22 protein-coding genes are annotated in these 26,920 nt (G+C 62.7%); 9 read left to right on the top strand and 13 right to left on the bottom strand.

Going from position 1 to position 26,920, the window contains the following annotated elements; all coding sequences use genetic code 11:
* Positions 1-3: 3 nt before the first annotated feature.
* The 6 genes from AAFG07_RS15075 (at position 4) to AAFG07_RS15050 (ending at position 7,220) form a co-directional block, all read left to right on the top strand.
* The gene (locus tag AAFG07_RS15075; protein WP_106328397.1) at positions 4-825 is read left to right on the top strand and encodes an ABC transporter ATP-binding protein; all 822 of its coding nucleotides are present in this window, start codon (positions 4-6) and stop codon (positions 823-825) included.
* On the top strand, positions 822-2,750 hold the full coding sequence (locus AAFG07_RS15070; protein WP_342727966.1) for a long-chain fatty acid--CoA ligase: 1,929 nt from the start codon (positions 822-824) through the stop codon (positions 2,748-2,750). Before AAFG07_RS15075 ends, AAFG07_RS15070 begins: the two co-directional genes overlap by 4 nt.
* A 142-nt stretch (positions 2,751-2,892) precedes the next feature.
* A complete protein-coding gene (locus AAFG07_RS15065; protein WP_092115511.1) occupies positions 2,893-3,786 on the top strand; it encodes a branched-chain amino acid ABC transporter permease in 894 nt (297 codons plus the stop codon).
* A 3-nt stretch (positions 3,787-3,789) separates the two neighbouring features.
* Positions 3,790-4,863, top strand: a complete 1,074-nt coding sequence (locus AAFG07_RS15060) for a branched-chain amino acid ABC transporter permease (RefSeq protein WP_173637664.1) — start codon at positions 3,790-3,792, stop codon at positions 4,861-4,863.
* A gap of 53 nt (positions 4,864-4,916) precedes the next feature.
* Entirely contained in the window at positions 4,917-6,200 is a 1,284-nt protein-coding gene (locus AAFG07_RS15055) for an ABC transporter substrate-binding protein (RefSeq protein WP_342727965.1), read from the top strand.
* 180 nt (positions 6,201-6,380) lie between these two features.
* A complete protein-coding gene (locus AAFG07_RS15050) occupies positions 6,381-7,220 on the top strand; it encodes an ABC transporter ATP-binding protein (RefSeq protein ID WP_092115514.1) in 840 nt (279 codons plus the stop codon).
* A 64-nt stretch (positions 7,221-7,284) separates the two neighbouring features.
* Here the strand turns inward: AAFG07_RS15050 and AAFG07_RS15045 are convergent, their stop codons facing one another.
* The gene (locus AAFG07_RS15045; protein ID WP_342727964.1) at positions 7,285-8,433 is read right to left on the bottom strand and encodes an AGE family epimerase/isomerase; all 1,149 of its coding nucleotides are present in this window, start codon (positions 8,431-8,433) and stop codon (positions 7,285-7,287) included.
* 95 nt (positions 8,434-8,528) lie between these two features.
* Between AAFG07_RS15045 and AAFG07_RS15040 the strand changes: the two genes are divergently transcribed.
* Together AAFG07_RS15040 and AAFG07_RS15035 are read left to right on the top strand one after the other, a co-directional pair.
* On the top strand, positions 8,529-9,752 hold the full coding sequence (locus tag AAFG07_RS15040) for an AMP-binding protein (protein ID WP_342727963.1): 1,224 nt from the start codon (positions 8,529-8,531) through the stop codon (positions 9,750-9,752).
* 162 nt (positions 9,753-9,914) lie between these two features.
* Entirely contained in the window at positions 9,915-10,382 is a 468-nt protein-coding gene (locus tag AAFG07_RS15035) for an HAD family hydrolase (protein ID WP_342727962.1), read from the top strand.
* Positions 10,383-10,407: 25 nt separating this feature from the next.
* On the opposite strand, the gene AAFG07_RS15030 is transcribed toward AAFG07_RS15035, so the two are convergent.
* The 3 genes from AAFG07_RS15030 to AAFG07_RS15020 are packed head-to-tail and all read right to left on the bottom strand — an operon-like array spanning position 10,408 to position 13,041.
* Positions 10,408-11,505 carry a DegT/DnrJ/EryC1/StrS family aminotransferase gene (locus tag AAFG07_RS15030; RefSeq protein ID WP_342727961.1) on the bottom strand — a complete coding sequence of 366 codons (1,098 nt, stop codon included), beginning with the start codon at positions 11,503-11,505 and terminating at the stop codon, positions 10,408-10,410.
* 10 nt (positions 11,506-11,515) lie between these two features.
* Positions 11,516-11,983 carry an acyltransferase gene (locus tag AAFG07_RS15025; RefSeq protein ID WP_342727960.1) on the bottom strand — a complete coding sequence of 156 codons (468 nt, stop codon included), beginning with the start codon at positions 11,981-11,983 and terminating at the stop codon, positions 11,516-11,518.
* Positions 11,980-13,041: a Gfo/Idh/MocA family oxidoreductase gene (locus tag AAFG07_RS15020; protein ID WP_342727959.1), complete on the bottom strand. Its 1,062-nt coding sequence runs from the start codon at positions 13,039-13,041 to the stop codon at positions 11,980-11,982. Before AAFG07_RS15020 ends, AAFG07_RS15025 begins: the two co-directional genes overlap by 4 nt.
* A gap of 368 nt (positions 13,042-13,409) precedes the next feature.
* On the opposite strand from AAFG07_RS15020, the gene AAFG07_RS15015 reads away from it, so the two are divergent.
* A complete protein-coding gene (locus tag AAFG07_RS15015; RefSeq protein WP_342727958.1) occupies positions 13,410-14,771 on the top strand; it encodes a hypothetical protein in 1,362 nt (453 codons plus the stop codon).
* A gap of 46 nt (positions 14,772-14,817) precedes the next feature.
* Here AAFG07_RS15015 and AAFG07_RS15010 read toward each other — a convergent pair whose 3' ends face one another.
* The 9 genes from AAFG07_RS15010 to AAFG07_RS14970 form a co-directional block, all read right to left on the bottom strand.
* A complete protein-coding gene (locus AAFG07_RS15010; protein WP_342727957.1) occupies positions 14,818-16,122 on the bottom strand; it encodes a nucleotide sugar dehydrogenase in 1,305 nt (434 codons plus the stop codon).
* A gap of 127 nt (positions 16,123-16,249) precedes the next feature.
* Positions 16,250-17,299 carry a UDP-N-acetylglucosamine 2-epimerase (non-hydrolyzing) gene (gene wecB / locus AAFG07_RS15005; RefSeq protein WP_342727956.1) on the bottom strand — a complete coding sequence of 350 codons (1,050 nt, stop codon included), beginning with the start codon at positions 17,297-17,299 and terminating at the stop codon, positions 16,250-16,252.
* 8 nt (positions 17,300-17,307) lie between these two features.
* Positions 17,308-18,159 carry an NAD(P)-dependent oxidoreductase gene (locus tag AAFG07_RS15000; RefSeq protein ID WP_342727955.1) on the bottom strand — a complete coding sequence of 284 codons (852 nt, stop codon included), beginning with the start codon at positions 18,157-18,159 and terminating at the stop codon, positions 17,308-17,310.
* Positions 18,160-18,226: 67 nt separating this feature from the next.
* Entirely contained in the window at positions 18,227-19,351 is a 1,125-nt protein-coding gene (locus tag AAFG07_RS14995) for a class I SAM-dependent methyltransferase (protein WP_342727954.1), read from the bottom strand.
* A gap of 23 nt (positions 19,352-19,374) precedes the next feature.
* Positions 19,375-21,237 carry an asparagine synthase (glutamine-hydrolyzing) gene (asnB, locus tag AAFG07_RS14990; protein ID WP_342727953.1) on the bottom strand — a complete coding sequence of 621 codons (1,863 nt, stop codon included), beginning with the start codon at positions 21,235-21,237 and terminating at the stop codon, positions 19,375-19,377.
* Positions 21,238-21,243: 6 nt separating this feature from the next.
* Positions 21,244-22,377 carry a hypothetical protein gene (locus tag AAFG07_RS14985; RefSeq protein WP_342727952.1) on the bottom strand — a complete coding sequence of 378 codons (1,134 nt, stop codon included), beginning with the start codon at positions 22,375-22,377 and terminating at the stop codon, positions 21,244-21,246.
* 53 nt (positions 22,378-22,430) lie between these two features.
* The gene (locus AAFG07_RS14980; protein WP_342727951.1) at positions 22,431-23,978 is read right to left on the bottom strand and encodes a glycosyltransferase family 4 protein; all 1,548 of its coding nucleotides are present in this window, start codon (positions 23,976-23,978) and stop codon (positions 22,431-22,433) included.
* A 22-nt stretch (positions 23,979-24,000) separates the two neighbouring features.
* A complete protein-coding gene (locus tag AAFG07_RS14975; protein ID WP_342727950.1) occupies positions 24,001-25,458 on the bottom strand; it encodes a glycosyltransferase in 1,458 nt (485 codons plus the stop codon).
* The gene (locus tag AAFG07_RS14970) at positions 25,455-26,873 is read right to left on the bottom strand and encodes a glycosyltransferase family 4 protein (protein WP_342727949.1); all 1,419 of its coding nucleotides are present in this window, start codon (positions 26,871-26,873) and stop codon (positions 25,455-25,457) included. The genes AAFG07_RS14975 and AAFG07_RS14970 overlap by 4 nt, the downstream gene beginning before the upstream one ends.
* Positions 26,874-26,920: the final 47 nt, after the last annotated feature.

Below are 26,920 nucleotides of genomic sequence, written 5' to 3'. Positions count from 1 at the left end.
AGGGTGGCCAACAGTCTCGAGGTGCGCGGAGTCTCATTGCGCTTTGGCGGCGTCCGCGCGCTGACCGAAGTCAGCTTCGGCGTCAACGAGGGCGAGCTGTTCTCCATCATCGGCCCGAACGGCGCCGGCAAGACCTCGATCGTCAACTGCATCTCCGGCCGCTACCGGCCGACCGAAGGCCAGCTGTTCTATCGCGGCCAGGACATCACCGGCCTCACCCCGAACGCACGGCCCCGTCTCGGCATCGGCCGGACTTTCCAGAATCTCGCGCTCTTCCACCATATGAGCGTGCTCGACAACATCATGGTCGGCCGCCATCACCTCTTGAAGAACAACTTCATCACGGGATCGCTGTACTGGCTGACCGGCGCGCGCCGCGAGGAGCTGGAGCACCGCCGCAAGGTCGAGGAGATCATCGACTTCCTCGACCTACAGTCGGTGCGCAAGGCGACCGCCGGCACCCTGCCCTATGGCTTGCGCAAGCGCGTCGAGCTCGCCCGCGCGATGGCGCTGGAGCCGCAACTGATCCTGCTCGACGAACCGATGGCCGGCATGAACTTCGAAGAGAAGGAGGACATGGCGCGCTACATCGTCGATCTCAACGAAGAGTTCGGCATGACCGTCATGATGATCGAGCACGACATGGGCGTCGTGATGGACATCTCCCACCGCGTCATGGTGCTGGATTTCGGCCGCAAGATCGCCGAGGGCGATCCGGCCGCCGTGCTCGCCGATCCCCACGTCAAGCGCGCCTATCTCGGCGAAGAGGACGAGGTGCTGGTCGATCCCGACGACAAGCCGGCGGTGCGGGAGAGCGCGGCATGATGGACTATGCCGGTCGCGCCGCGCAGGCCGACACCTTTCCCAAGATGCTGCGTCTCAACGCCGGGGAGCACGGCGGCGAGATCGCGCTGCGCGAGAAGAATCTTGGGCTGTGGCGCGAATTCACCTGGAACGACTACCAGACCCGTACGCATGATTTCGCGCTCGGCATGGTCGAGCTCGGCCTCGGCCGCGGCGACGTGATCGGCATCATCGGCGACAACCGGCCGGACTGGGTCGCGGCCGAGATCGCGGCCCACGCGATCGGCGCGATGAGCCTCGGCCTCTACCGCGACGTGCTGGACGAGGAAGCTTCCTATCTCCTGACCTATGGCGAGGCCAAGCTGGTGTTCGCCGAGGACGAGGAACAGGTCGACAAGCTGCTCGCCCTTGCCGATCGCGTGCCCAACCTCAAGCACATCGTGTATTCCGATCCGCGCGGCATGCGGAAATACGACGATCCACGGCTGATGGAGGCGAGCAAGCTCGTCGCGCTGGGCCGCGATCGCGCCGCGCGCGAGCCCACCCTGTACGACCGGCTGGTCGACGCCACACGCGGCGAGGACGTCGCAATCCTCTGCACGACCTCGGGCACGACGGCCAATCCGAAGCTTGCGATGCTCTCGGCCGGGCGCGTGCTGCGGCACTGCGCGACCTATCTTGCCTTCGATCCGAAGGGGCCGGACGACGAATATGTCTCGGTGCTGCCGCTGCCCTGGATCATGGAGCAGATCTACGCGCTGGGCAAAGCGCTGCTCTCTCGGATGAAGGTCAACTTCGTCGAAGAGCCCGACACGATGATGAACGACTTCCGCGAGATCGCGCCGACCTTCGTGCTGTTCGCGCCGCGGGTCTGGGAATCGATCGCGGCCGACGTCCGCGCCGGCGTGATGGATGCCTCGCCGTTCAAGCAGCGGCTCTACGATCTCGGCATGAAAACCGGGCTTGCGGCGCTCGCCGAAGGCAAGCGCTCTGTCTTCGCCGACCAGGTCTTGTTCCGTGCGCTGCGCGACCGGCTCGGCTTCACGCGGCTGCGCTCAGCGGCAACCGGCGGCGCGGCGCTCGGACCGGATACCTTCAAGTTCTTCCAGGCGATGGGCGTGCCGCTGCGCACGCTGTATGGCCAGACCGAGCTGCTCGGCGCCTACACCCTGCATCCCGAAGGCAAGGTCGATCCCGATACCACGGGCGTTCCGATGGCCGACACCATCGAGATCCGCATCGACAATGCCGACGTCAACGGCGTCGGCGAGATCGTGGTGCGGCACCCCAACATGTTCCACGGCTACTACAAGAACCCCGAAGCATCGGTCGCCGACATCAAGGACGGCTGGATGCACTCGGGCGATGCCGGCTACTACAACGACAACCGGCAGCTTGTCGTGATCGACCGCATCAAGGATCTCGCCGAGACCTCGCGCGGCGAGCGCTTCTCGCCGCAATTTATCGAGAACAAGCTGAAATTCTCGCCCTATGTCGCCGAGGCGGTGGTGCTCGGCGCCGGCCGCGACGCGCTCGCCGCGATGATCTGCATCCGCTACTCGATCATCTCGAAATGGGCGGAGAAGAACCGGATCTCGTTCACGACCTATACCGACCTGTCCTCGCGGCCCGAGGTCTACGCGCTGTTGAAGAAAGAGGTCGAGACGGTCAACGCCACCCTGCCACCGGCGCAACGCATCTCGCGCTTCCTGCTGCTGTACAAGGAGCTCGATGCCGACGACGGCGAGCTGACGCGGACCCGAAAGGTCCGCCGCGGCGTCATCAACGAGAAATACGCCGACATCATCGAGGCGATCTACCGCGGCAAGGCCAACATCCCCGTCGACACCGTGATCCGCTTCCAGGACGGCACGACGCAGCGCGTCCGCACCACGCTCGAGGTCGTCGATCTCGGCCGCGCTGTGATCGCGGAGGCCGCGGAATGACCATTCAACCCGCTCGATCCGCATATTTGGTCGTCATGCGCGGGCTTGACCCGCGCATCCATCCCCTTCGCAAGGGTCCTCTTTCGGGATGGATCGCCGGGTCAAGCCCGGCGATGACGATCGGCAAGGTTGGCAACACCCCATGAACATCCAGTTCCTGATCCAACTGATCGTCAACGGCCTCGTGGTCGGCACGCTCTACGGCGTGGTCGCGATGTCGTTCGTGCTGATCTACAAGGCGACGCAGGTCGTGAACTTCGCGCAGGGCGAATTGCTGCTGGTCGGCGCCTGGGTGTGCTGGGCGCTGCTGACGAAGTATCAGGTGCCGTTCTGGGTCGGCATGCCGATCACGCTGGTGTTCATGTTCATCTTCGGCATCGCGATCCAGGTCGTGATCCTGCGGCCGATGATCGGCGAACCGATCATCTCAGTGATCATGGTGACGATCGGCCTCTCGACCGTGTTCCAGGCCGCGCTGAAATGGATTTTCGGCGTCAACCCGCAGCCGTTCCCGCAGATATTCCAGAGCCAGTCAGTCAGCCTGTTCGGGCTGCAGATCCAGACCGTCTATGTCATGAGCCTCGTGGTCTCGCTTGCCATGATGGTCGGCATGGCCTGGTTCTTCCGTGCTTCCAAATACGGCCTTGCGATGCGCGCCACCGCCTTCAACCAGCAGGTCGCGCAGTCGCTCGGCATTTCCGTGAAGAGCGTGTTCGCGATGGCATGGGCGATCTCGGCCACGGTCTCGGCGGTCGCCGGCGTCGTGGTCGCCGTGGTCAACGGCGTGTCGTCCGGCCTCTCCGCCTACGGCATCAAGGTGTTTCCGGCCGCGATCCTCGGCGGGCTCGACTCGGTCGGTGGCGCGGTGCTCGGCGGCATCATCATCGGGCTGCTGGAAAACGTCGCCCAGTATGTCGACAGCGAGTATCTGCACTGGGGCAATCTGTACGAGATCGCGCCGTTCTACGTCCTGATCATCATCCTGATGATCAAGCCGTACGGGCTGTTCGGCACCAAGGACATCGAGCGGGTCTGATCAATGGCAACGAGCACCCTCATCCCGTCGGGCGATTTCCGCACCAGCTACGCGGCCGACACCACGATCTTCCCGACCGCGACCAGCCGCAACTTCGCGATTCTGGGCATCGCGCTCGCCTGCTTCGCGCCGATGCTGCTGTCCAACTACCTGCTCTCGATCGCAATCCAGATCGGCATCTTCGCGATCGCAGCGCTCGGCCTCAACGTCCTGGTCGGCTTCACCGGCCAGATCTCGATCGGCCACGCCGCGTTCTTCCTGTTCGGCGCCTTCACCTCGGCCTACATCTCCAACAACGCGCCGATCCCGGTGTTTTTCGCGATCCCCCTCGCCGGCGTGATTACGGCGCTGGTCGGCCTGGTCTTCGGCGTGCCGGCGGCACGGCTGAAGGGGCTCTATCTCGTCATCGCGACGCTCGCCGCGCAGTACATCCTGCTCGACTTCTTCTCGCGCGCCGACTGGTTCTCCGGCGGCTCGGTGCCGGCCAGCGCCAACCCGTTCTCGATCTTCGGCTATACGCTGCGCGGCGACCGGCAGTATTTCTACGTCGTGCTCGCCTACATGGTGATCAGCTATCTGCTGGTCACCAATCTGATGCGCACCCGCGACGGCCGCGCACTGGTCGCGATCCGCGATCACTATCTCTCCGCCGAGATCATGGGCATCAACCTGACCAAGTACCGGACGTTGTCGTTCGGACTTGCCGCCTTCTTTGCCGGCATCGCGGGCGCGCTCTACGCGCACTATCAGCTCGTCGTCTCCCAGGAAGGCTTCGGCATCGAACGCTCGGTGCTGTTCCTGGCGATGGTCATCATCGGCGGCACCGGCTCGGTGATGGGCACGCTGATGGGCACGGCCTTCGTGGTGCTGCTGCCGGAATCGATGGAATGGCTCAGCGCCTGGCTGAAGGGCAGCGCGATCGACAAGGCGCTGCAGCTCAACAATAACATCACCTTCCTGCGCGAGATCGCGATCGGCCTGATCATCATCGGCTTTTTGATGTTCGAGCCTGACGGCCTCGCGCATCGCTGGCGGCAGATAAAGGCCTACTGGAAGCTCTATCCGTTCTCGCACTGACGCTTGGAACAACTCAAATTCGGTTCAACGAATAAAAGCAGGAGGAAACAACAATGACGATTAGATCCCTTTTGAGCTCGGTCTGCCTTGCGCTGCTGGTCAGCAGCGCGGCCGCCACCGCGCAGGCGCAGATCGCCATCGGCCATCTGCAGGACCTCTCGGGCGGCACCTCCGACGTCGGCACGCCCTACGGCCAGGGCGTCGCCGACACCTTCGCCTGGGTCAACAAGAACGGCGGAGTCGGCGGCAAGCAGCTCAGCGTCGACAGCAACGACTATGGCTACCAGGTGCCGCGCGCGATCGCGCTGTACAAGAAGTGGTCGGCGTCCGACGCCAAGGTCGCGGCGATCATGGGCTGGGGCACGGCGGACACCGAGGCGCTGACCGGCTTCCTCGCCCAGGACAAGATCCCCGACATCTCCGGCTCCTACGCCGCCGCGCTGACCGATCCGGAAGGCACCAGCGGCAAGGCCAAGCCGGCGCCGTACAACTTCTTCTACGGTCCGAGCTATTCCGACGCGATGCGTGCGATGCTGACCTGGGCCGCTGAGGATTGGAAGGCCAAGGGCAAGCCCGGCAAGCCGAAATTCGTCCACATGGGCGCCAATCATCCCTATCCGAACGCACCGAAGGCGGCCGGCGAAGCGCTCGCCACCGAGCTCGGCTTCGAGGTGCTGCCGCCGCTGGTGTTCGCGCTGTCGCCCGGCGACTACTCGGCGCAGTGCCTGAGCCTGAAGAGCTCCGGCGCCAACTACGCCTATCTCGGCAATACGGCTGCCTCCAACATCTCCGTGCTGAAAGCCTGCAAGACCGCCGGCGTCGACGTCCAGTTCCTGGGCAATGTCTGGGGCATGGACGAGAACGCCGCCAAGACCGCGGGCGATGCCGCCGATGGCGTGATCTTCCCGCTCCGCACCGCGGTGAGCTGGGGCGGCAACGCGCCCGGCATGAAGACGGTGATGGAAATCTCCAAGATGTCCGATCCGTCAGGCAAGGTCTATCGCCCCGTGCACTACATCGCGGCGGTGTGCAGCGCGCTCTATCTGAAGGAAGCGCTCGACTGGGCCGCCAAGAATGGCGGCGCCACCGGCGAGAACGTCGCCAAGGGCTTCTACCAGAAGAAGGACTGGGTGCCGGCCGGAATGGACGGCGTCTGCAATCCCTCCACCTGGACCGAGAAGGATCACCGTCCGACGACGAAGGTCGACCTCTATCGCTCGAAGGTGTCGGGCGCGACCGACGGCGACATCAACGACCTGATGGGCAAGGGCACGATCAAGCTCGAGAAGGTGAAGACCGTCGAACTGCCGCGCAAGCCGGAATGGTTTGGCTGGTGAGGTCGGGAGGCTGCCACCAGCGCAGCCTCGACAACAATCGTCATCCCCCGCGAAAGCGGGGGATCCAGTACGCCGCGGCCTCTCAATTGATCGTTGGCGCCTCTGGAATACTGGGCCACCCGCTCTAGTGCGCAGTTGCGCACGAAACGCGGGTGACGACAGTGGAGAGTGATCGAGACCATGAACGAAACCCTCGAAACGACCCGCCCGGTGCCGACGGCAGTCCCGCCGCCGCCACTGCTCAGCGTCAACAACATCGAGGTCGTCTATGACGACGTCATCCTGGTGCTGCGCGGCCTCAGCCTCGAGGTGCCGAAGGGCGCGATTGTGGCGCTGCTCGGCGCCAACGGCGCCGGCAAGTCGACCACACTGAAGGCGATCTCCGGCCTGCTCAAGACCGAGGACGGCGAGGTCACCCGCGGCGAGATCCTGTTCGAGGGCCAGCGCATCAACGGCATCGATCCGGACAAGATCGTCCGCCGCGGCATCTTCCAGGTGATGGAAGGCCGCCGCATCGTCGCCGACATGACGTCGCTGGAGAATCTGCGGCTTGGCGCCTTCACCCGGCGCGACCGCGAGGTCTCGGCCGATATCGACATGGTGTTCAAATATTTCCCGCGGTTGAAGGAGCGCACCGGCCTCGCCGGCTATCTCTCCGGCGGCGAGCAGCAGATGCTCGCGATCGGCCGCGCGCTGATGGCGCGCCCCAAGATGATCCTGATGGACGAGCCCTCGATGGGGCTGTCGCCGCTGCTGGTCAAGGAAGTGTTCGCGATCATCAAGGAGATCAACCGCGATCTCGGGGTCACGATCCTGCTGGTCGAGCAGAACGCCCGCGCCGCGCTGTCGGTCGCGAGCCATGGCTACATCATGGAACAGGGCAAGGTGGTGCTCGACGGCTCCGCCGACGAGCTGCGCGACAACGAGGACGTCAAGGAATTCTACCTCGGCGGCGCCGGCGACCAGCGCAAGAGCTTCAAGAACCTGAAGAGCTTCAAGCGGCGCAAGCGCTGGCTGTGAGGATATCGAGCGTTTTCGGGCGGAGTTGCGTGTGCAGAAAACGCGTCAGACCAGGAAGGCGGTTCTATCCGAGCACCTGCTCGGCCTCAGTGACCGCACAGAGAACATGGTAGAACGAGGACGCCGGGATCGTGGCGACCAGCGAATTTCCGTCGCGGTCGAACTGGTCATACCAGCCGCCGGCCACGGGATGGCTGAGATAGTGCCGCTCCAGCAGCCGCAGCGCCGCGCGGGCCTCGTCCGCCGCGCCAGCTTCGCCCGACTCCGCCTGCGCGATCCAGGCCTTCGCCAGCTCGCTCTGAGGCCACAGCCGCCTGCTGTGGCGGCGGATGTTGCCCTCGGTATCGCCCTCGTCGATCAGGCAGCCGGTGGCGTCGCGGTAGCGCAGCGCAGAGGCCAGGAGCTCGCCACGCGGACGCCCGGTGGGGCAACCGGTGATCCGCTCAAATCCCTTCAGCAGCCAGACCCATTCCGCGAGGTGCCCGGGCTCGACGCTGACCGGCGGGATCCTCGACCAATCCTCCTCGAAATATTCACCGAGCGTGTGCGTCTGCTTGTCGTAGAGATTGGCCAGGAACAGCGCGAAGAAATCGCCGGCGCGGTTCTGGAACGACAAATCGTGGGTCGCGTCGAAGCAGGCGATCATCGCCTCGAACAGATGCATTTGCGGGTTCTGCCGGCGCGGCATCGACGGCGGCAGGCCTTCCTGGAAGCCGCCATGGGGCGAGCGCAGCTGGGTGTCGAGGAACGACAGCAGCGCGTCGATCTCGCCGCGGATCTGGGCGTCCTGGTCGAGGCCGTAGGCGGTCGCCAGTGCGAGCAGCACGAAGGCATGGCCGTAAGTGTCGCGCAGCGGGTCATGCACGCCGCCGTCCGGCGTCAGGCTGAACACGAAGCCCGGCCGGCCATCCGGTGCCTTGGCCTTGGCCAGCAGGTAATCCAACCCCTTCAGCGCGATCGCGCGGCCCTCGGGATACCAGCCCATCTGGGCCGCCTTGGCGTAGCAATAGATCTGGCGCGCCTGCACAAGCAGGCGGCGCGGCGCGGCGTTGTCGGCTGTCCCATCCTGATGCAGCCGGTCGACAAAGCCGCCGGTCGTGCCGTCCCAGCCGACCGTCGACCACAGCGGCAAGGCGTGGTCGATGATGCGGCGCTTCAACGTCGCGACGACGTCGGCGGCCCCGTCCGCCGCAACGCTCTCTGCTTCAGCCATCGTGCTCCCTGGAACCGTCCCAATGTCAGCGGTCCCCGTCTGATAGCACGGGCGGACCGGCACGCCACCTGCGCAAATCCTCTCAAGGACCTGCCATGACCGACCATTACGACGCCCTTGAAACGCGCGATCCGGCCGAGCGCGAGGCCGCCCTGTTCGCCCGGCTGGCGGACGTGCTGCGCAAGGCGATGGCAGCGCCCGCCTATGCCAACCTCATGAGGGGCACCGATCCCGCCTCCATCACCAGCCGGCGGGCGCTGGCGGGGCTGCCGGTGCTGCGCAAATCGGAACTGCCGGCCTTGCACAAGGCCGCCCCGCCCTTCGGCGGCTTCGTGGCCGACAAGCCGGGCTCGTTTGCCCGGCTGTTCACCTCGCCCGGACCGATCTTCGAGCCCGAAGGCCGCCAGGCGGACCCCTGGCGCGGGGCGCGGGCGCTGTTTGCGGCGGGCTTTCGCGAGGGGGACGTGGTGCTCAACACCTTCAGCTATCACCTCACCCCCGGCGGCTTCATCTTCGACGCCTCGGCGCGGGCGCTCGGTTGCGCGGTGATCCCGGCTGGCCCCGGGAATACCGAGCAGCAATTCGAGCTGATCGAGGCCTATCGTCCGGTCGGCTATAGCGGCACACCTGATTTCCTGAAGATCCTGCTCGACGCTGCCGCAGCTGATGGCCGCGACGTGTCCTCGATCAAGCGCGCCCTGGTCTCGGGCGCCGCCTTTCCGAAATCGTTGCAGGAGGAGATGAAGTCGCGCGGCGTCGAGGCCTACCAGGCGTTCGGCACCGCCGATCTCGGCCTGATCGCATTCGAGACGCCGGCGCGCGAGGGAATGACGGTCAATGAGGATTTGATCCTGGAGATCGTCAAGCCCGGCACCGGCGATCCCGTTACTCCGGGTGACGTCGGCGAGATCGTGGTGACCTCGCTCGATCCGCATCATCCCTGGATCCGCCTCGCGCTCGGCGATCTGACCGCCGCCCTGCCCGGCACCAGCCCATGCGGACGCACCAACATGCGCATCAAGGGCTGGATGGGCCGCGCCGACCAGACCACCAAGGTCAAGGGCATGTTCGTGCGCCCCGAGCAGGTCGCGGAAATCGCCAAGCGCCATCCCGAGCTCGGGCGGCTGCGCCTCGTGGTCACGCGCGCCGGCGAGGCCGACGCGATGACGCTGAAGGCCGAATGCGGTTCGCCGTCCAATGCCCTACAGGGTGAGGTTGCGGCGACGCTGCGTGCCGTGACAAAACTCGGCGGCGCTGTCGAGCTGGTCGGCGCCGGCTCGCTGCCGAACGACGGCAAGGTGATTGCGGACGAGCGATAGCCTTGAGGCCGCCCGGGGCATGTTCGGTCCACATTGTCGCGCGCGGCATTGTGAACTATTGAGCTGGCTCGTGCCTCGTGGAGACGGGATCATCACCTCATGAGCAGCGCTTCCGAAAGTGAGCCGCGACGGCCGGCGGTTTTCTTCGATCGGGACGGCGTCTTGAACCACGATATCGGCTATCTGTTCGAGAGCCACAGGCTGATCTGGATCGACGGCGCGCGCGAGGCGGTGAAGGCCGTCAACGACATGGGCTATCTAGCGTTTGTCGTGACCAACCAGTCAGGCGTGGCAAGAGGCCTCTACGAGGAGGCGCACATCCAGCAGCTCCATGACTGGATGGCGGCCGAGCTCGGCAAGATCGGCGCGCATATCGACGCCTTTGAGTATTGCCCGTTCCATCCTGAAGGGACCGTTGAGCGCTATCGGCAGGTCAGCCCCCGACGCAAGCCGTCGCCGGGCATGATCACCGATCTGCTGGAGCGCTTTCCGGTCGATGTCGAACGAAGCTTTCTGGTCGGTGATCAACCGACCGATCTCGAGGCCGCACGCGCAGCGGGCCTGAAGGGTTACCTGTTCTCAGGCCCCAATCTGGAAGCGTTCCTGAAGCCGCTGCTGCAGCGAAGCTGAACCCCGCACCCGGCGCGAGCCGCGATCAGAACTTCCGAACCAGGTCGATCACCTCGTCTTGCTGCTGGCGCGTGATCTCGGCGAACATCGGTATTGAGAGAATTTGACCCTGATCGCGATGGGCGTTGGGGAATTGCTCCGGCCGGTGGTTGAACCGCGCATAAGCCGGCAGGAACGGCAGCGCGGTGGGGTAGTTGATCGCCGTCTGCACACCATTGGCGTTCAGATGCGCGGCGAGCGCGTCGCGGCGCGGATGCCTGATCGTGTAGAGGTGATAGACGTGGCTGCGCGCCGGCGCCACTTCGGGCACCACGACATCCTCGATCTGGTTGAGGCCGGCGTCGTAGACCTCGGCGGCGGCCTGCCGGGCTTCGGTCCATGCGGTGAGATGCGGCAGCTTGGCCGAGAGGATCGCAGCCTGCATGCCGTCGAGCCGGCTGTTGACGCCCTCGATGTGGTGCTGGTGCTTCACCAGCCCGCCATGGCGCGCCAGCATCGCCATCTGCTGGGCGAGCGCCGCATCGTTGGTGACGACCGCGCCGGCATCGCCCATCGCGCCGAGATTCTTGCCGGGGTAGAATGAATAGGTCGCGGCTTCGCCGAACGTTCCGACCATGCGGCCCTTGTAGCGCGCGAGATGGGCCTGGGCGCAATCCTCGATCACCCAGAGCTTGTGCTTCTGCGCGATCGCCATGATCGCGTCCATGTCCGCTGGCTGGCCGTACAGATGCACCGGGATGATACCCACCGTGCGCGGCGTGATCGCGGCCTCGATCGCCGCCGGATCGACCGTGAACGTCGCATCATCGGTGTCGCAGAATACGACGGTGGCGCCGGAATGGGTGATCATCGCCGCAGTCGAGATCCAGGAATGCGCCGTCGTGATCACCTCGTCGCCCGGCTTCACCTTCAGCGCGCGCATGGCGAGGTAAAGCGCATCGGTGCCGTTGGCGCAGGATACGCAATGAGCCACCTCCGCGGCCGCGGCGAATTCGCGCTCGAAGGCGTCGACATAGCTGCCGCGGATGAAGGCGTTGTCGCGAATCACACCGGCGATCGCCGCATCGATCTCGCTCTTGATCGACTGGTATTGCAGTTGCAGGTCGGCAAACGGCACCGGCATCGATATTCCCCTATTGGCCCGCCAGCAGCCGGCGCGCCGGATTGCCGGCATAGGTGCCTGATATCGTGATGTCCTTGGTCACCACGGATCCCGCGCCGATGACGACGTCATCAGTGATCCTGACCGGCATGATCGTGGCGTTGGAGCCGATCGACACCCGGTTGCCGATGACCGTCTCGCGCCACAGCTCCTTGCGTCCGTGTGCCGGGCCGCCGGTGGAGAACGTGTCGTTGACGAACATCACGCCGTGCCCAACGAAGCAGTCCTCGCCGATGGTGACGAGCTCGCAGATGAAGGCATGCGATTGCACGCGGGTGCGTGCTCCGACCACCACGCCCTTCTGGATTTCGGTGAAAGGCCCAATGAAGCAATCATCGCCGAGCTTGCAGCCGTAGAGATTGCAGGGCTCGACGATCTTGACGCGTTCGCCGAACGCGACATCGCGCACGCTGGCCTGATGCACTTCCGGCCGATTCACGAAGCGACACCGAGCCGGCTCAGCCGCGGCGTGAAGCGCAGCGCAACCTCCTCACCGGTCTCGATCGACTCATAGAGGGCCGAGATCAGCTCCAGGCTCTTGCGGCCCTCGAGCCCATCGACCAGCGCCGCGCGCTGGTTCTCCAGGCAATCGACGACGTGATGATAGTAGGCCTGATGACCGAAGCCGTAGACGTTGGGCGGGTTGACCGAAAACTTCTCCACGACGTCCTTGTCCGACGGCAGCTCGTTGACAAAGCGCCAGTGCCGGATCTGGTTGACCGCGAAACCGGAGATCTCGACCGTGCCCTTTTCGCCCAGGATCGACAGCGAACCTTCGAGATCGGTCGGGCGCGCCGCGGTGGTCGCCTCGATGATCCCGAGCGCGCCGTTGCGGAACTTCAGCGTCGCGACGGCGGTGTCTTCGGTTTCGATGTTGGCCAGCGCCGTCGTCGCGCGCGCATGCACGCTCACCACCTCGCCGAAGAACCACTCCAGCATATCGACATGGTGGCTCGCCTGATTGGTCAGCACGCCGCCGTCATAGGCCCAGGTGCCGCGCCAATCGTCCTGGTCGTAATAGGCCTGGTCGCGGCACCAGCGCACCCGGACCGTCCCCAGGATGAGCTTGCCGAAGCGGCCGGCGTCGAGCGCCTCGCGCGCCTTGACCACCGGCACGTTGAAGCGGTTCTGCTTGACGATGAACATCTTGATGCCGGCCTCGTCGCAGGCCCGGATCATGTCGTCGGCATCCTGCAACCGCAGCGCCATCGGCTTCTCGACCACGACGTGCTTGCCGGCCCTGGCGCAGGCGATCACATGCGCGGGATGCAGCCCACTCGGCGTCAGCACGGCAACGGCGTCGATATCCTTGCGCGCCAGGAACTCGTCCATGTCGTAATGGGCGGGAACGGCGAACTTGCCGGCAATCGCATCGGCACGCGCACGAAGCGGATCGCAAACTGCAACCAAGCTTGCTCCCGCGATGCGATTGCCACCCAGGAGATCGGAATGGCGCTTGGCGATACGCCCGCACCCGAGCAGGCCAAATCTGATCATGCAACAGGCCCTGTCTTGTCTCGTGACCAGCCATTGCAGCCAGCCGAAGAGCCGAGGGAACAAGCGGCCTTGCGAGCCGCAGCATAGCGTCCATTACCCAGAAAACTCGGGATAAGGCAAGGCCTCGCCCCGATCGGACGGCACGACCCGCGGCGGATTTGTTGCTCAAGGCAACGCCGCCCCTGCATCACCGGCAGGAAAAGCGGCATGAAGCACCAGCCTATCCTTGTCGTCCTAGCGGCGGCGTGCCATGTCGTTGGACCCAGGAGGCGTCATCGTGTGGCGATTATTCGGGCCCAGCCTGGCCGAATACGACGATCACCAACGAGACAGTCCAAACGCGGAGCCCGGTACGGCGGCAAATGAGAATGAACCATCGCGTCATGCAGTTCGAGCCTGATTTTGGCTGGCGCCAAGCCAAGCTTGCCCTGCTCGCCTATGCCCACGTCGCGATTTGCTGCATTTCGCTGTACTGCATCACGATCACAGATTCTTTCCCGGGCGTCATCGGCTTCGACAAATCGCACCTGACATCTGCGATCCTGAACGTTCTGGTGTTCAGTCCCGTCGTCATCCTGTTCGCAATCAGCCGCTTCAGTTTCGGCTATCTCGTCGGCTTCTACTTCTACATCATGGTTCTGGGATATCTCTGGCTGATCGAGTTCTCGCTGCTCGACTACGATCACCGCCTGGCGCTCATCTCGATCGTGCTGTCGGCGTTCGCCTTCCTTGTCCCCACGCTGTTTATCACCTCGCCGATGCGGCAGGCCATCGTCATGCCGGCCCGCGCCTTTTACATGATGCCATCCGTCATCCTGATCGCCTCCGCCGCGATCATCGGCATCGGCGCCCTCTACAACCTCAAGCTGGTCGATCTCAACGAGATGTACAAATATCGCGCGGAGGTCGCGTTGCCGGGCATCCTGCGATATGCGGTCTGGATCGTTTCAAACGCCCTGTTGCCGCTCGCCTTTGCCTGCTTCGTCACCAGCAAGCGGTTCTGGCAGGCAGGGATCGCGCTCGTCCTGATGCTCCTGATCTACCCGATCATGCTGACCAAGATGGCGCTGTTTGCGCCGGTCTGGCTGCTGTTTCTCGCGCTCGTCTGCAAGCTGGCCGAGGCCAGGGTTGCAACGATCCTGTCGTTTTTCCTGCCTGTGCTGATCGGCACGATCCTGTTCGTCCTGGTCAAGACCGATCTGTTTCCACTCAAGCCCGGACTGATCTATTTCGGCACCGTCAACACCAGGATGGTTGCGATTCCGTCGCTCGCCCTCGAGATCTACAACAACTACTTCTCGGCACATCCGCTGACCCATTTCTGCCAGATCAACGCGGTGAAGCTCGTGGTCGCATGCGCCTACGACGAGCCGATATGGGCCGTCATGGCCAGGTCCTACGATCTCGGTGCTTTCAATGCTTCGCTGTTTGCCACCGAAGGCGTCGCTTCGGTCGGCCTCGTGCTCGCGCCGGTGTCCGCGCTGGGCTGCGGCCTGATCATTGCTCTCGGCAATCGCCTCTCGTCCGGGTTGCCGCCGCAATTCGTGCTGCTATCCGCCGGCCTTCTTCCGCAAGTTCTTCTCAACGTACCGCTTTCGACCGCCCTGCTCACGAACGGCACCGGGCTGCTCTTCCTGCTCTGGTACATTGCACCGCGGTCGGCCTTCGACCAGACGGCAGCGTCGACAGTCGCAGTGAGCGACCATCGACCAGGTGCTGAGGCCGCCTAGAGCTACGGTTCTGGGCGAATGGCAGCCGGAGCGCCTGCGCGGTCGCCTAGGCGCGAATGATATTGTCCGCCGGCTGAGGAAACTTTCCACGGCAATCGACCAGCAGCGGCGCGTGCGCGCCGAGCAGTTGATAGTCGAACTTGTCGTGGTCGGTCGCAAGCAGGACGCAATCGAATTGCCGCAGATTGTCCTCGGTGAGCGCAACGCTCGACAGATCGAACGAATGCGCCCGCATCTTCGGGAACGCGGGGACGTGCGGATCGCTGTAGGACACCTTGGCGCCGAGATCACGAAGCCGCTCCATCAACGCCACCGACGGCGATTCGCGGACGTCGTCGACATTCTTCTTGTAGGCGATGCCGAGAACCAGGATCGAGCTGCCGCTGATCGACTTGTGCCTCTGATTGAGCGCCAACGAGATCTTCGACACCACGTAGTCCGGCATCGAGGAATTGATCTCTCCGGCGAGCTCGATAAAGCGCGTATGCATGCCGTATTCCCGCGCCTTCCACGTCAAATAGAACGGGTCGATCGGAATGCAGTGACCGCCGATGCCGGGACCGGGGTAGTACGGAACGAACCCAAACGGCTTGGTTGCCGCCGCGCGGATCACCTCGTGAATGTCGATCCCCATCTTGTCGGCGACCATCTTCATCTCGTTGACGAGACCGATGTTCACCGAGCGATGGATATTCTCCAGGAGCTTGGTCAGCTCGGCGGCCTGGGTCGAGCTCACCGGAACGACCTTGTCGATCACCTGGCGATAGAGCGCGATGCCGGCCTCGAGACATGCCGGCGTGCAGCCGCCGCAGACTTTCGGGATCGAACGCGTCGTGAAATTCTGGTTGCCGGGATCTTCGCGTTCCGGCGAGAAAACAAGAAACACGTCCTTGCCGACAGTGAAGCCGCACTTTTCGATGCGCGGCTTCAGTTCCTCCTCGGTCGTACCGGGATAGGTCGTGCTTTCGAGCGACATCACCATTCCCTGGTGGAGATACGGCAGCAGCGACTCCGTGGTGTTCAGCACGAAGCTGAGATCGGGCTCCCGATACTTGTTGAGCGGCGTCGGCACGCAAAGGATCAGCGCATCGACCTCACGGGCGCGCGAGAAATCGGTCGTCGGCTCGAACCCAAGCTCCGTCGCATTCTTGATGCTGGCGCTCGAGATATGCTCGATATAGGAGCGGCCGGCGCGAAGCGCGTCGACCTTGGTCTGATCGATATCAAAGCCGATCACCTTGTAGCCGACCTCGCAATAGCGAAGCATCAGAGGCAGGCCGACATAGCCCAAACCGACGATGCCGATCTTGGCCGTTCTGTCGTTGAGCTTCGCGATCAATTCGGAATTCATTTCATCACTCGTACGGGGTTGTTACGGATAATCGGCCTGAAAACCATCTAACTGGGCCTCTGATAGCGCCATAGCGGCAAAGCCACAACCCTGGAAGCCGTGCTGGAGGCCTCTCCCGACGGCAAGGCTATCGCGGGCCGCCTGAGCTCAACAGGCGCGCGACGTGGTAGGCGGCGCGACCAGTCCCATACTCGTCGATATCGCGCCGAACCGCCTGCGACGGCTGCTTCCAGAGCCGGTTCCACCCGTGCGTGATGGTCTCCGTCCACTCGGTCTCGTCACGCAACGTAATGCACGGCACACGATGGAAATAGGCCTCCTTCTGTACCCCTCCCGAGTCCGTATAGACTTCGAGGGCGTTGTGCAGAAGCTTCGCCATATCGAGGTAGCCCACTGGATCGATGACCTTCAAGCCGTCCAGATCGACCCCCATCGCCAGCGCAGCCTGTCGGGTGCGCGGGTGCAGCGGGAGGACAACGGGAAATTTTCGCGACTGATCCTGCAAGAACTGCACGACCGCGAGAAGCTGCTGCCGATCGCCGGTGTTCTCGGCGCGATGGATCGTCGCGAGCGCATATGTCTTCGAGGCCAGCCCGAGATTGGTCAATATCGCCGAGCTCTTCTCTGCCTTGTCGGTCACGAACAGGGTCGCATCGTACATCACGTCCCCGACGTGATGTACGCCGGCCGTCACGCCTTCAGCGGCGAGATTGGTGACGGCGGTCGTCGTCGGACAGAGCTGCAGAGCGGAGAGATGGTCTGTCACGACCCGATTGATCTCCTCCGGCATGCGGCGGTTGAACGATCGGAGCCCCGCCTCGACATGCGCGACCGGAATGTGCAGCTTCGACGCCGCGAGAGCACCGGCCAGCGTCGAATTGGTGTCGCCGTAGACGACGACCCAGTCGGGCTTTTCCTCGAGCAGGATCGGCTCGATCGCCATCAGCATGCGTCCCGTCATATCGCCATGGCCGCCGCCATTGATATCGAGATGATGTCGCGGCTTGGGAATGTCGAGCTCTTCGAAGAAGACGTCGGACATGTTCAGATCGAAATGCTGGCCCGTATGCACCATCACTTCCGAGAGCCCGTCGGTCTCCCGGATCGCGCGGCTGACGGCCGCCGCTTTGATAAACTGTGGCCGGGCACCGACTATGGTCAGAATCTTCAGCGTCATGGACTTCACTAACGGTGTTGCGATTCGGCCAGGCGATGATCCGGTGCGTCGACAGGGCTCGCGCAGATCGTCTTTCGAATCCCTTCCTTGAACTGCACAAATCGCCGCAAGTCCAAACGAGACGCAAGGCGGCTCAGATCAGGAACAATATCGACGGCAGGGGTGTTCGGGTTCACGATCTCGAACTTCGGTTCGAGGCCGAGTTGCTGACCTATCGTGTTCGAAATCTGCCGGATTGAGAGCGTCTCGGAGGCCGCCACGTTGAGCGTATCCGTCCAGGACGACGCAATGCTCGCAAGGATGACCTCGACGATGTCGTCGATGAAGGTGGGAGCGAGGCGAATCCCCTCCGTGCCGCCGAAGAGCTGGATTGCCCCACCGTCCTGGATCCGGCGTATCAGCTGCGGAATGAGCCGATCGCGCTGGCCAGGACCGTACGGAAAGAACAACCGCAGTATGCTCAAGGAAAAAATGCTGGAGAACGGCTTCGCAACGACTTCAGAAGCAAACTTGCTCGCGCCGAGGAAGCCGGGAGGCGCCAGGCCGGCATCCTCTCTTAGCGCTCCTGCAAACGGCTCGTAGACCGCCCCCGACGAAAGCAGGCAAAAGTGCTTGACCGCCGCTCGAGCCGCCCAATCCAGCAGCCGCATCGTCATGCCGACGTTGACGTCAAACATCTCGCGCGAATCCGCGGGGAAGTCGCGATAGCGTCGCGACTGAGCGGCATGAACAACAACATCGATCGTCTTGGGGAAGCTGGAAGCTTCGATCGAAGCCGCGCCATCCCAAACCACGGTCGTTCCGAAGGCGACCGACGTTCCCGGCCGGCAGACGCAGAAAAGCTCATGCCCCTCGGCCACCAACCGAGGACCGAGAGCAGAGCCGACGAAACCGCTACAGCCCGTCAATAATATCCGCATACCCGTGTCAGACCGTTGGCTTCGTCAGCAAGACTGAAATCCCGTTCGGATTGGAGTCGTTGAAGGCATAGTCCTTGACTCCGAGCTCCTTCATCCAGCCCGCAACCTCGTCATCACTGTGCTGCCAGGCGTTGTGCGGATGATACCAATCGAAGTTGACCATGTTGTTTGTTTCATAGTCGAACGCCTCGTTCCAGAAGCATTTCAGGAAATTATAGTACAGCAATCGCTGGACGTTGTGCGTTCCTGCAGGAATCCCGAGCACCGGTATAGGCTTCTCAAGCGTGATCGTGGCGTTCAGCCGCGATAGCTCCCGGCCCAGTTCCGTGATCCCTTCGCACGCCGCGTAGCATTCCTCCGCGGAGAGCGGCATGAAATTCTGGCGGACATGGTCGTCGGCGAAGACACGCACGGCGCCCATCTTCCGATAGACGTAAAAGAAGAACTGGCCGCCTGGCCTGACCTTGCGGTACAGGGCCTCCACTGCCGCTCTGGTGTTGGGCGTGTGATGCAGCACTCCATCCGCAATGATGAAGTCGAACGTGTCATCGGGGAAAGGAGCTTCCATCAAATCGGCCTGGACGACCGAGCAGTTCTCGAGATCGCGGGTGTTCTCGAACGTCGTCAACGCCGCATCAGACACGTCGAGCGCGAACACCTCGCCCGGGCAGTTCTCGGCGATGAACCTTGTGTTGAAGCCCGACCCTGGACCGACCTCGAGCACGCGCTGCTTGGACCGGTAGAAAGCCTTCAAGGCGTCCAGATCGGGCAGCCCGAGCTTCTTGCAATACCAACCGAACAGGAATTCCTTGTGCTCGGGTTGCAGCCCATACTGCTTGAAGCGGCGCCACTTGTCCGAGAAGGTCTGATTTGTCTTGGCCTGCTCATGGGCTTCCGGCCGGCTCTGCGCGGTCGCCGGCTTCGGCAAGCCGTAGCGTGAACAGAAATCGGTCAGGTCAGGCTGCATCGGGCCGCTCAGGAAGCAGGGAACCCCGTGCAGGATCGGATACCACAGCGATGCATCGGGCGTCCGAAGCACGCCTTCGATGACCTGGCCTTCCTGTTGCGTGAAAGCCTCGAGCTGAAGCTCCATTCCGTTCGGACGGAGACGTGAAGACGCAACGGTTCGCATAAATCTAGCTCCTACAACTGCAACTAGTGGAGGGCGCCGCCATAGGCACCATGTTGCTTGCACCAGGACTCGAAGCTGAGCAAACACCAGATCAACGCGACATGGTTTGCCTTTTGCTCGAAATGCTCGTCCAGAATCCGACGTACGAAATCGTGCTGGAATACGCCTCGCTGCCTAATGCGGGATTCCGAGAGTTGCTCCTCGATCCATGAGCGCAGAATCCCTCTGTACCAAGACGCGTCCGGAGGACCAAATCCCATCTTCGGTTTCCGGTAAATCGTGTCGGGGACGAGCGGCCGGACCGCTTCGCGAAACAGGATCTTGCCCGTGCTGCCATCGGACAGCAGGCCCCAATCCACGCCGAGCAGATAGTCGACCAGTTCGTTATCCAGAAGCGGCACCCTGGTCTCAAGGGAATGCGCCATGGACAGCTTGTCTTCCAGCGACAAAAGACCCGGAAGATAGGTGGTCATGTCGACGTGCATGACGGCGTCCCAGGGATCCCGCGACGGAACCGACCCGATCGCATCTCCGATCGCCGCGAGCGGATCGAAACCTCCGGCGGCCCGCAGAAATTCCGGCGTAAAGGCATCGCCGATCTTGTCGGCCGATACCGGGACGTTGAGGCTTGCGCGGTAGAGGGCAAATGCATCTCGTGAGGCGGCCGGATCTCCCGCGGCGGCGCGAAACCGCTGCATGACACGCTGCATCAGGGAAACCGGAGTTGCCCTCGGCACGATGGCGTATCTGCCGACATACCCTCCGGTGACTTCGTCGCCGCCCGTACCCGACAGCACGACCTTGGCGTCCCGAGCGACGCGTTGCGCGATCAGATAGTTCACATAGGCCATTCCCATGCGAGGATATTCAATCGCGCCAACCGTCGCATCGAGATGACGGGCCAAGGCATCCTCCGGCACCATCAGCTCGACACGCTGGATGTCGAGCTGCTTGGCGACCTCCCGGGAGAATTCGCGCTCGTCGACGAATTTGTCGACACCGACATTCTCAAGATCGAAGATGCACGAATAGGCGCGGACGACCGGATCGATCTGGTGCGCACCTGCCGTGATCGCCGAACTGTCGATCCCGCCCGACAGATACGCCATGACCGGCACGTCCGCGGCCAACTGCCTGCGCAGCGCCGCCTGCAATATTTCGCCGAATTCGCCCGAAGCCCGTGCCAGACCTGGCGCGTATTTACGATGGTAAGCGGCAGCCCAATAGGTGCCGCTCGAGCTCCCGCTCGCCGTAACTCGCTCGAACGTACCAGGCTTGAGGAGACGGACGCCCCTGAAGGGCGTGCGCCCTCCCCAATTGTTCATCAGCGTGAAGTACTCCAGCGTCGCTGATGCATCGAACTGCTTGTTCACCAACCCGCTGGCGTACAGCGCACGCACTTCCGAGCCGAACACGAGACCCTTGCCGGGCAACTCCGCGACGTAGACCGGCTTGATCCCGTATCGGTCGCGGGCGATCACCAGCTCACGCTGGTTTTCGTCCCAGATGGCGCAGGCGAACATGCCGTTCAGCTTGTTGAACAGCCTGTCCTTCCACTGCTCCCAGCCATGGACCAGAACCTCAGTGTCCGAGTGATCTGTCGCAAAGACATGCCCGGCGGCCTCGAGCTCTTTTCTCAGCTCGCGGTGATTGTAGATCTCGCCATTGAAGACCACCCATACGGTTGCATCCTCGTTAGTCATGGGCTGGTTGCCGGTGGCCAGGTCGACAATCGCGAGCCTGCGGAAGCCCAATGCGACGTCCGCCGTCACATGGAATCCACTGTCATCAGGCCCGCGATGCTCGATACTGGCCGCCATATTCCGGATCCGGGCGTTCGCGTCCGGACAGGCGCCAAAATGCAGAATGCCAGCAATGCCACACATCTGAATCTACTCGACTTCGGCGCCGGCCGGCGCCAGCACAAACTTACTGTCGGGGCTGCGATAGGCTGCGATCATCGCTCCGGCAATATGATCAGGATCATGCCATCGCTCGACGTAGCGACGCGCCCGCTTCCCCAGCTCTGTCCACTCGGCGCGCCGCTCGAGGATAGCCGCAAGATCTTCCGTGAGCCGTCCGGGATCGACGTTCAGGATCGCAAGATCATCCCGCATGGCCGGCGGGACGAACTGCAGGTCGCTTTCCCTGACGTAGCATACCACCGGCTTTCCCATCGCCATCATCTCGACGGCAAAGCCGCCGTACCAACCCGCAAGCACCTGGTCAATGGCAAGATCGGCGGACCTGTAAATGGCCATCGCCTCCTCATGCGTTTTCTTTTCAACCAGGATCAGCTCGAAGTCGAACCGGGACTTCAGACGCTCCAACGCATCGAGTATCATCTGAGTGCCCTTGATACTCGGATCGCTCGGAGCGTGGACAATTCTCGGCTTACCTTCAGCGCGGGGATACTCGGGCGAGAAATGACCGATCTCCACGTTGGCGTAAGGCAGGAACTGTCCTCCCGGAACGACGTGCCCCAGTTCCGGATTGAGGTAGAATACGCGGTCAAACAGCGGAAGCACGCGGTCGATCAGGCGGGACCGGCGCGCATCCAGCGACGCGACGCAAGTTTCATAGGCGGAGCAACGCCCGCTGGCGCACATGGTCCACTGGTTGCGCCGATTGCCCTCGCCCGCAAGCCTTGCGTCGCACCCCTGCAAGGTCATGAACCGCTTCTTGCCCAACCCCTTGGCCAGCTTGAGATCGATCGTCACGAGCCGATTCAGCAGCGGCCCCATCCAGCCGACGCCCTCGAATGCATAGCCTGGATACAGGAACGTTGTTCCAAAATAATAGTGCAGCACGTCGTAGCGCAGGAGCGCGGACAATCCGAACCACGCGCTTCGGGCCACTTTCTGAAAGTTACTTGCCGTGTCGTCGTACAGAACCTTGTCGGCCGGGTATCGAAACCAGGTCCCGCTTCGAATGACCAGGTCGCTCCGGTTTCCGCGCCGGCGCTCGGCACGCGAGAGTGACCAGGGCTGATTACCGATATTGAAGGGGCCGTGAAGGATTTTCATCTTGCTGAGCGAATGTGACGATCTGTGCGCGTCGCTGTCATCACTGTGGCCGGTCAGGCGCGAACGGATTCGATGTGCCGTCGGTACGCTGCCAACTGCAACTCGACGATTCTCGCCGCGGAATGATACTTCTGGATCCAGGCTGCTCCGGCAGCGCCGAGTCCATGCCGGTCGTCCCGATCCGCGACGATCTTGCGAAGCGCCTCGGCGATCTCACTCTCGGTCGATGCCGACAGGATGGGAGGCGCTTCGGAAAAGAACTCCTTGGCCGTCCCCGCATCCACGTTCGTGATGACTCGCCTGCCAAGCGCCAGGGCCTCAAAGGTAATTCCACCGAATGATGGAAGAACGAACTGATCCAGCACAGCGTGGCTGCGGAGATACGTCCTCCACAACTCCGGTTTGCGCATCGGCGCGAGCCACTGCACCTTATCGTCGAGCCCCAGACTTCGTATCAGCTCTCGCGAGGCATCAAGGTCGCGTCCCCAGGCGATCATCGCAAGCCGCAGCGCAGGCGCTTGCTGCGCAACGCGCGCAAAGGCACGGATCAACCGATCATTGCCCTTCACCAGGCTAGGGTCCGCGTCCCGCCAGTCCTGTCGAGTCGGATGAAAAACGATGACCTGGTCGTCGGGCGGCCTGATCGCGCTGTTTCTCGCCCCGAATTCAACGAGCTTGGTATCGTCGAACGCATGCGGAAGCGGCGTAATCCGATCCGGCGGCACGCCAAGCCGTCGGGCGGCAGGCACGCAATCGATGTTGGTGACGAAGACGTGGTCTGCTCCGAGGAACACCGTAGCGGTGAGCCGCCCGAGGCCGTCGTCCTGAAACGGGATTGCTCTCAGCGTTCCATGCTCATATCCGAAATAGGGGCGCTGAGCGAGCAGCGGCCAGGCACCATCGGTTGCGTAGGCCTGGATGACGTCAAACCGGTTCAGCAGGCCCATAAGCGGCGCGAGCCGTGCCCGGTAGCTGCCAAAGTCCGCGGCGCTTGGCGGAGAACCCGGCGCACGCCCTTGCCGCCAGACGTCAACAAGCCGCTGCTGCTCCGGGTCATCCCTTGCCAGAACGCGTCGCATGAAGATGTCGCGCGCCATTGCGGGGGATCGACGAATCCTCCGTCTGATCTTCTGGCCAAGACGGATCACGCGGGCAGACGCTGTCTGCGAACACACGGCCCGCCGGGCCCGATCCAGCGAGCGACGGAATTCCTCGGCGAGGTCCGGCTGCCCGCCAACCTCAGCGGCAATCATCGAGCAACATAAATTCAGAGGTCCAGAGGCAAACCATCTCGGCCGCCGGTAGCCTCCGAGATCGACCTTCGTCCAATCCGGAAAGAATGGATCGCCGAGGTCTCCATCGAACGTCGCCTCCTCCCATTCCGGGGACGCCATGATGTGGTAGTTTTCGTAGGCGATGACATAAGCGTCGATGCCGTGCTGGCGCTGGATCCTGGCATTGTTGAACGCGTTGTTCGCGATATTGCCGAGGTGCAGTACGCGCAGCGCTCGCCCGTGCTGTTGCTGGAAATGCCGATGCCAATCCAGCCCCTGTGGTTGCGGCGAGCGCGTGATCGCACCTGATGTGTCGACCGATGTCACTGGAGATGCCCTTGCGGTCCGATCATCGGGGATTCGTCCCGGCGAATGCACTCAGACCTTCTGAAGCAGGCTGCCTCCCGATCTGGAATGGATGCTGCCAATTCCTCACGAGGGGAATGGCGTTGCGCCGGGCTTCCTCCTGCTCCTGCTGGTATCGAATGCGATCGACGACACCATGCGGAAAGTTTGCAGTCTCCCGATAAAGCTGTCCAAGCCGCGCAGCGATCGCCGATATGCCGTGCCATCGCTCGACATAGCGCCGGCCCTGCTCGCCGATCGTGCGAAGGCTATCCCGATTGCGGATGACCCACAGCAACGCCTGCTCAAGTTCATCCGGAGTTGCGTTGATGATCGGACATTCCTCCGGCGCTTCGACCAGATCCGGGCTTCTCACGTAGCTCAGGACCGGCTTGCCGAGCGCCATCGCCTCGAGCGCGGTGTAGCCGTAAGCACCGCCGATAAACTGATCCGCCACGATGTCGGATTGAGCGAAAAGCGCGAGGACCTCACCGTTGGGAACGCCTTGTATCTTGCAATATTCGATGTCGTATCCCTGCGCCCTCAGCCTGTCGATCGTCCGCTCCAGGTACTTTGAGCCCTTGAAGTGCGTGTGATTAGGCGCGTGAGCGATGCGAAGGGGACCGGATGGCGGCGCATCCGGGAGAACTGCATTGAATCGATCCAGATCCAACGGCCAGTAATTGATATGTTTTGCCGCAGGCATGTAGGTCAGCATGTCGCCGAGCGAGACCAGAGCCGTTACGGATCTGGTCAATTCGGAAACATAATGTTGGGCCTCTTCGTCGTGACACGTGCAATATTTGGGCGGCTCCGTGCAGTCGACGCAGAAATTCCATTTGCCGAGGGCCAGGGTCGCAAGCCTGGTACGAACATCGGCACCATACGCATAAATGTAGACGCGCTTTCCTGCCCGCCGCAGAGCGGCAAGCTCTTCAAAATTGATCTGCAACCGCTCCGTCGAATCGAGCAACCCGCGGTCGGCGAAAAAGTGAAACACATCGTACCGAACCAGGGCCCATGCGAGCACCAAACGCTGGAACGCGAGCCCCAGACCAAACTTCAGTGCCAGAACGTAAGGCCGTTGGAGATTCAGATCGAAGCGAGACGTTATGACGTAGGTTACGTAGACAAGAGAGCTCGATCGAAAGCCAAGCGTTCGATCTGCCATGGCTTTGAGCTGCAGGGTCAGGATCGGCGTTACGCCCCACAAGGTTCTAGGCCGTCCGCGCCGCAACCGCACGGCTCCAAGTGCTGGAGCGACGCAAATTGCGAGCTTCAGGATGGCAATCGAAAGAGCAGTAGCGACCAGGCCTAGAAGCCCTTGCCTCAGCGCCTGCAACTTGCGGCGGACTAGTGTCCCCTGACCCGGCGATCTCACAATCGACCAGGTTGTGAGCATCCGCCTTCGAACGCTCCACGGCAACACAAGCCGCGCAAGTGATCTCAGTCGGTCTTTCATTGCGTGGATCCGCGTTGCGGCGGTTTTCCTGGAGAAAGGCTGTCGTAGAGCGAAACGACCTTCCGCCACTCTGACTTTGCATCCAGCCTTGCGAGCGCCTTCCGCGTGCTGGCGGTGAAGGCCGCCCGGAGTTGCTTATCCTGGACGAGGCGATTGATCGACTCCGCGATGGAACGCGGATCATAGGGATCGAACGTCAACCCGACCTCGTTCTCCATGACAAGACGCTTCGCCTCGGGGTATTGCGCAACGAGGACGGGAAGATCGGCGGCCAGGTATTCAAAAATCTTGTTGGGGAGCGCAAAGGTGAAGTTGCGGCACAAGGCCGGCAACGTCCAGATCCCGGCATCCGCTCCTCGGGCGGCCGCGACGACGTCCTTCGACGGGACCGGCGGAGCAAGCACAAGCCTGCCCTCCACGCCGGTGCGCCGCGCCAATGCCAGATAGTCGGGGCCAAACAGATCCAGAGAAGGACCCCGAATGACGAAGATACAATCAGGCGCATAGGCAAGGGCTTCAATAATCGGCTCGATCAGGCGCGTCGGGCCGGTCCCTCCCTGCCACAGCAGAACGAACGTCGAGTCCGGCAGCCCCAGCTGCTGCTTGAGCGGCGGATACTCGCGCGACGGCGTCACCGCGATATCGGGGATGTTGCGGACCACGACGGGACGGCGACCGCCGAGCTCGGCCTCCATTGTATCCGCAATTGAGTCACACACGGTGATCGTGGCTGAGGCCTCGTTAAGACAACGAACTTCCAGCTCCTGAAGCGCCCGCTTCCACTCGGCAGGGTACGGCGCCCAGGCGGACTGCTTCGTGTTCCAATGAACATTCTCCGAAAACCACTCGTGGAAGTCCACCACAAGGTACGCACCTCGATACTTTGCGGCCGCCATCGCGGCATAGGCGGTGGAGAGATCATGCGCATGGTACGCAAACGGCTTCCTCTTCACCGCTTCCAGGTAAAGCTGTTCCGCAAGGTAACCCGGCTGCTCGCTCATGAACGTCGCAGCCGTCCAATCGGCATGCTGAATATGAACGCGCGGTCCCCAATCAAGATTGAAGGTTTCGCCTGCCCCCTTCGTAGGCTCGGGACAGATCACCGTCACGTCATATCCGGCGGCGCCGAGTGCACGAGCTTCTCTTTCAACTCTTGGGTCCACACGCAGATCGGAGACGACAAGCATCACCACTTCGCGACCAGAGGCAGATCTGCCAATCTGTCTATTTCGCGACGTAGCATCACCGGCAACGGACATCTTCGGGATTCGAGCCTGCGCGAGCTGCGCGCGGTGGATCACGAGCTGTGAGACCAACGCATTCCACCGGCCGAAAAGGAAATAGAACACCGGCCGCAACGCACGAAAGAGCGGAGGATACTGCTTGATGAAGGATGAGATCTGCTTGAGCATCATTCTATGGGAACTCTAAGAAATCAGCATCGGCGTCGCGAGAAACGCCG

This window comes from Bradyrhizobium sp. B097, assembly GCF_038957035.1.
Lineage (GTDB): Bacteria > Pseudomonadota > Alphaproteobacteria > Rhizobiales > Xanthobacteraceae > Bradyrhizobium.
Note: the sequence above shows the minus strand (reverse complement) of the source record. Positions and strands in the feature narration are given on the sequence as shown.

Coding starts and splice junctions, on each gene's coding strand:
- asnB (WP_342727953.1), bottom strand. CDS start 21,237: ATGTGTGGCATTGCTGGCATTCTGCATTTTGGCGCCTGTCCGGACGCG.
- AAFG07_RS15010 (WP_342727957.1), bottom strand. CDS start 16,122: ATGAATTCCGAATTGATCGCGAAGCTCAACGACAGAACGGCCAAGATC.
- AAFG07_RS14985 (WP_342727952.1), bottom strand. CDS start 22,377: ATGAAAATCCTTCACGGCCCCTTCAATATCGGTAATCAGCCCTGGTCA.
- AAFG07_RS15030 (WP_342727961.1), bottom strand. CDS start 11,505: ATGCCGGTGCCGTTTGCCGACCTGCAACTGCAATACCAGTCGATCAAG.
- AAFG07_RS15045 (WP_342727964.1), bottom strand. CDS start 8,433: ATGGCTGAAGCAGAGAGCGTTGCGGCGGACGGGGCCGCCGACGTCGTC.
- AAFG07_RS14995 (WP_342727954.1), bottom strand. CDS start 19,351: ATGCGAACCGTTGCGTCTTCACGTCTCCGTCCGAACGGAATGGAGCTT.
- AAFG07_RS15055 (WP_342727965.1), top strand. CDS start 4,917: ATGACGATTAGATCCCTTTTGAGCTCGGTCTGCCTTGCGCTGCTGGTC.
- wecB (WP_342727956.1), bottom strand. CDS start 17,299: ATGACGCTGAAGATTCTGACCATAGTCGGTGCCCGGCCACAGTTTATC.
- AAFG07_RS15065 (WP_092115511.1), top strand. CDS start 2,893: ATGAACATCCAGTTCCTGATCCAACTGATCGTCAACGGCCTCGTGGTC.
- AAFG07_RS15040 (WP_342727963.1), top strand. CDS start 8,529: ATGACCGACCATTACGACGCCCTTGAAACGCGCGATCCGGCCGAGCGC.
- AAFG07_RS14970 (WP_342727949.1), bottom strand. CDS start 26,873: ATGATGCTCAAGCAGATCTCATCCTTCATCAAGCAGTATCCTCCGCTC.
- AAFG07_RS15060 (WP_173637664.1), top strand. CDS start 3,790: ATGGCAACGAGCACCCTCATCCCGTCGGGCGATTTCCGCACCAGCTAC.
- AAFG07_RS15050 (WP_092115514.1), top strand. CDS start 6,381: ATGAACGAAACCCTCGAAACGACCCGCCCGGTGCCGACGGCAGTCCCG.
- AAFG07_RS15015 (WP_342727958.1), top strand. CDS start 13,410: ATGAACCATCGCGTCATGCAGTTCGAGCCTGATTTTGGCTGGCGCCAA.
- AAFG07_RS15020 (WP_342727959.1), bottom strand. CDS start 13,041: ATGATCAGATTTGGCCTGCTCGGGTGCGGGCGTATCGCCAAGCGCCAT.
- AAFG07_RS15070 (WP_342727966.1), top strand. CDS start 822: ATGATGGACTATGCCGGTCGCGCCGCGCAGGCCGACACCTTTCCCAAG.
- AAFG07_RS14975 (WP_342727950.1), bottom strand. CDS start 25,458: ATGAAAGACCGACTGAGATCACTTGCGCGGCTTGTGTTGCCGTGGAGC.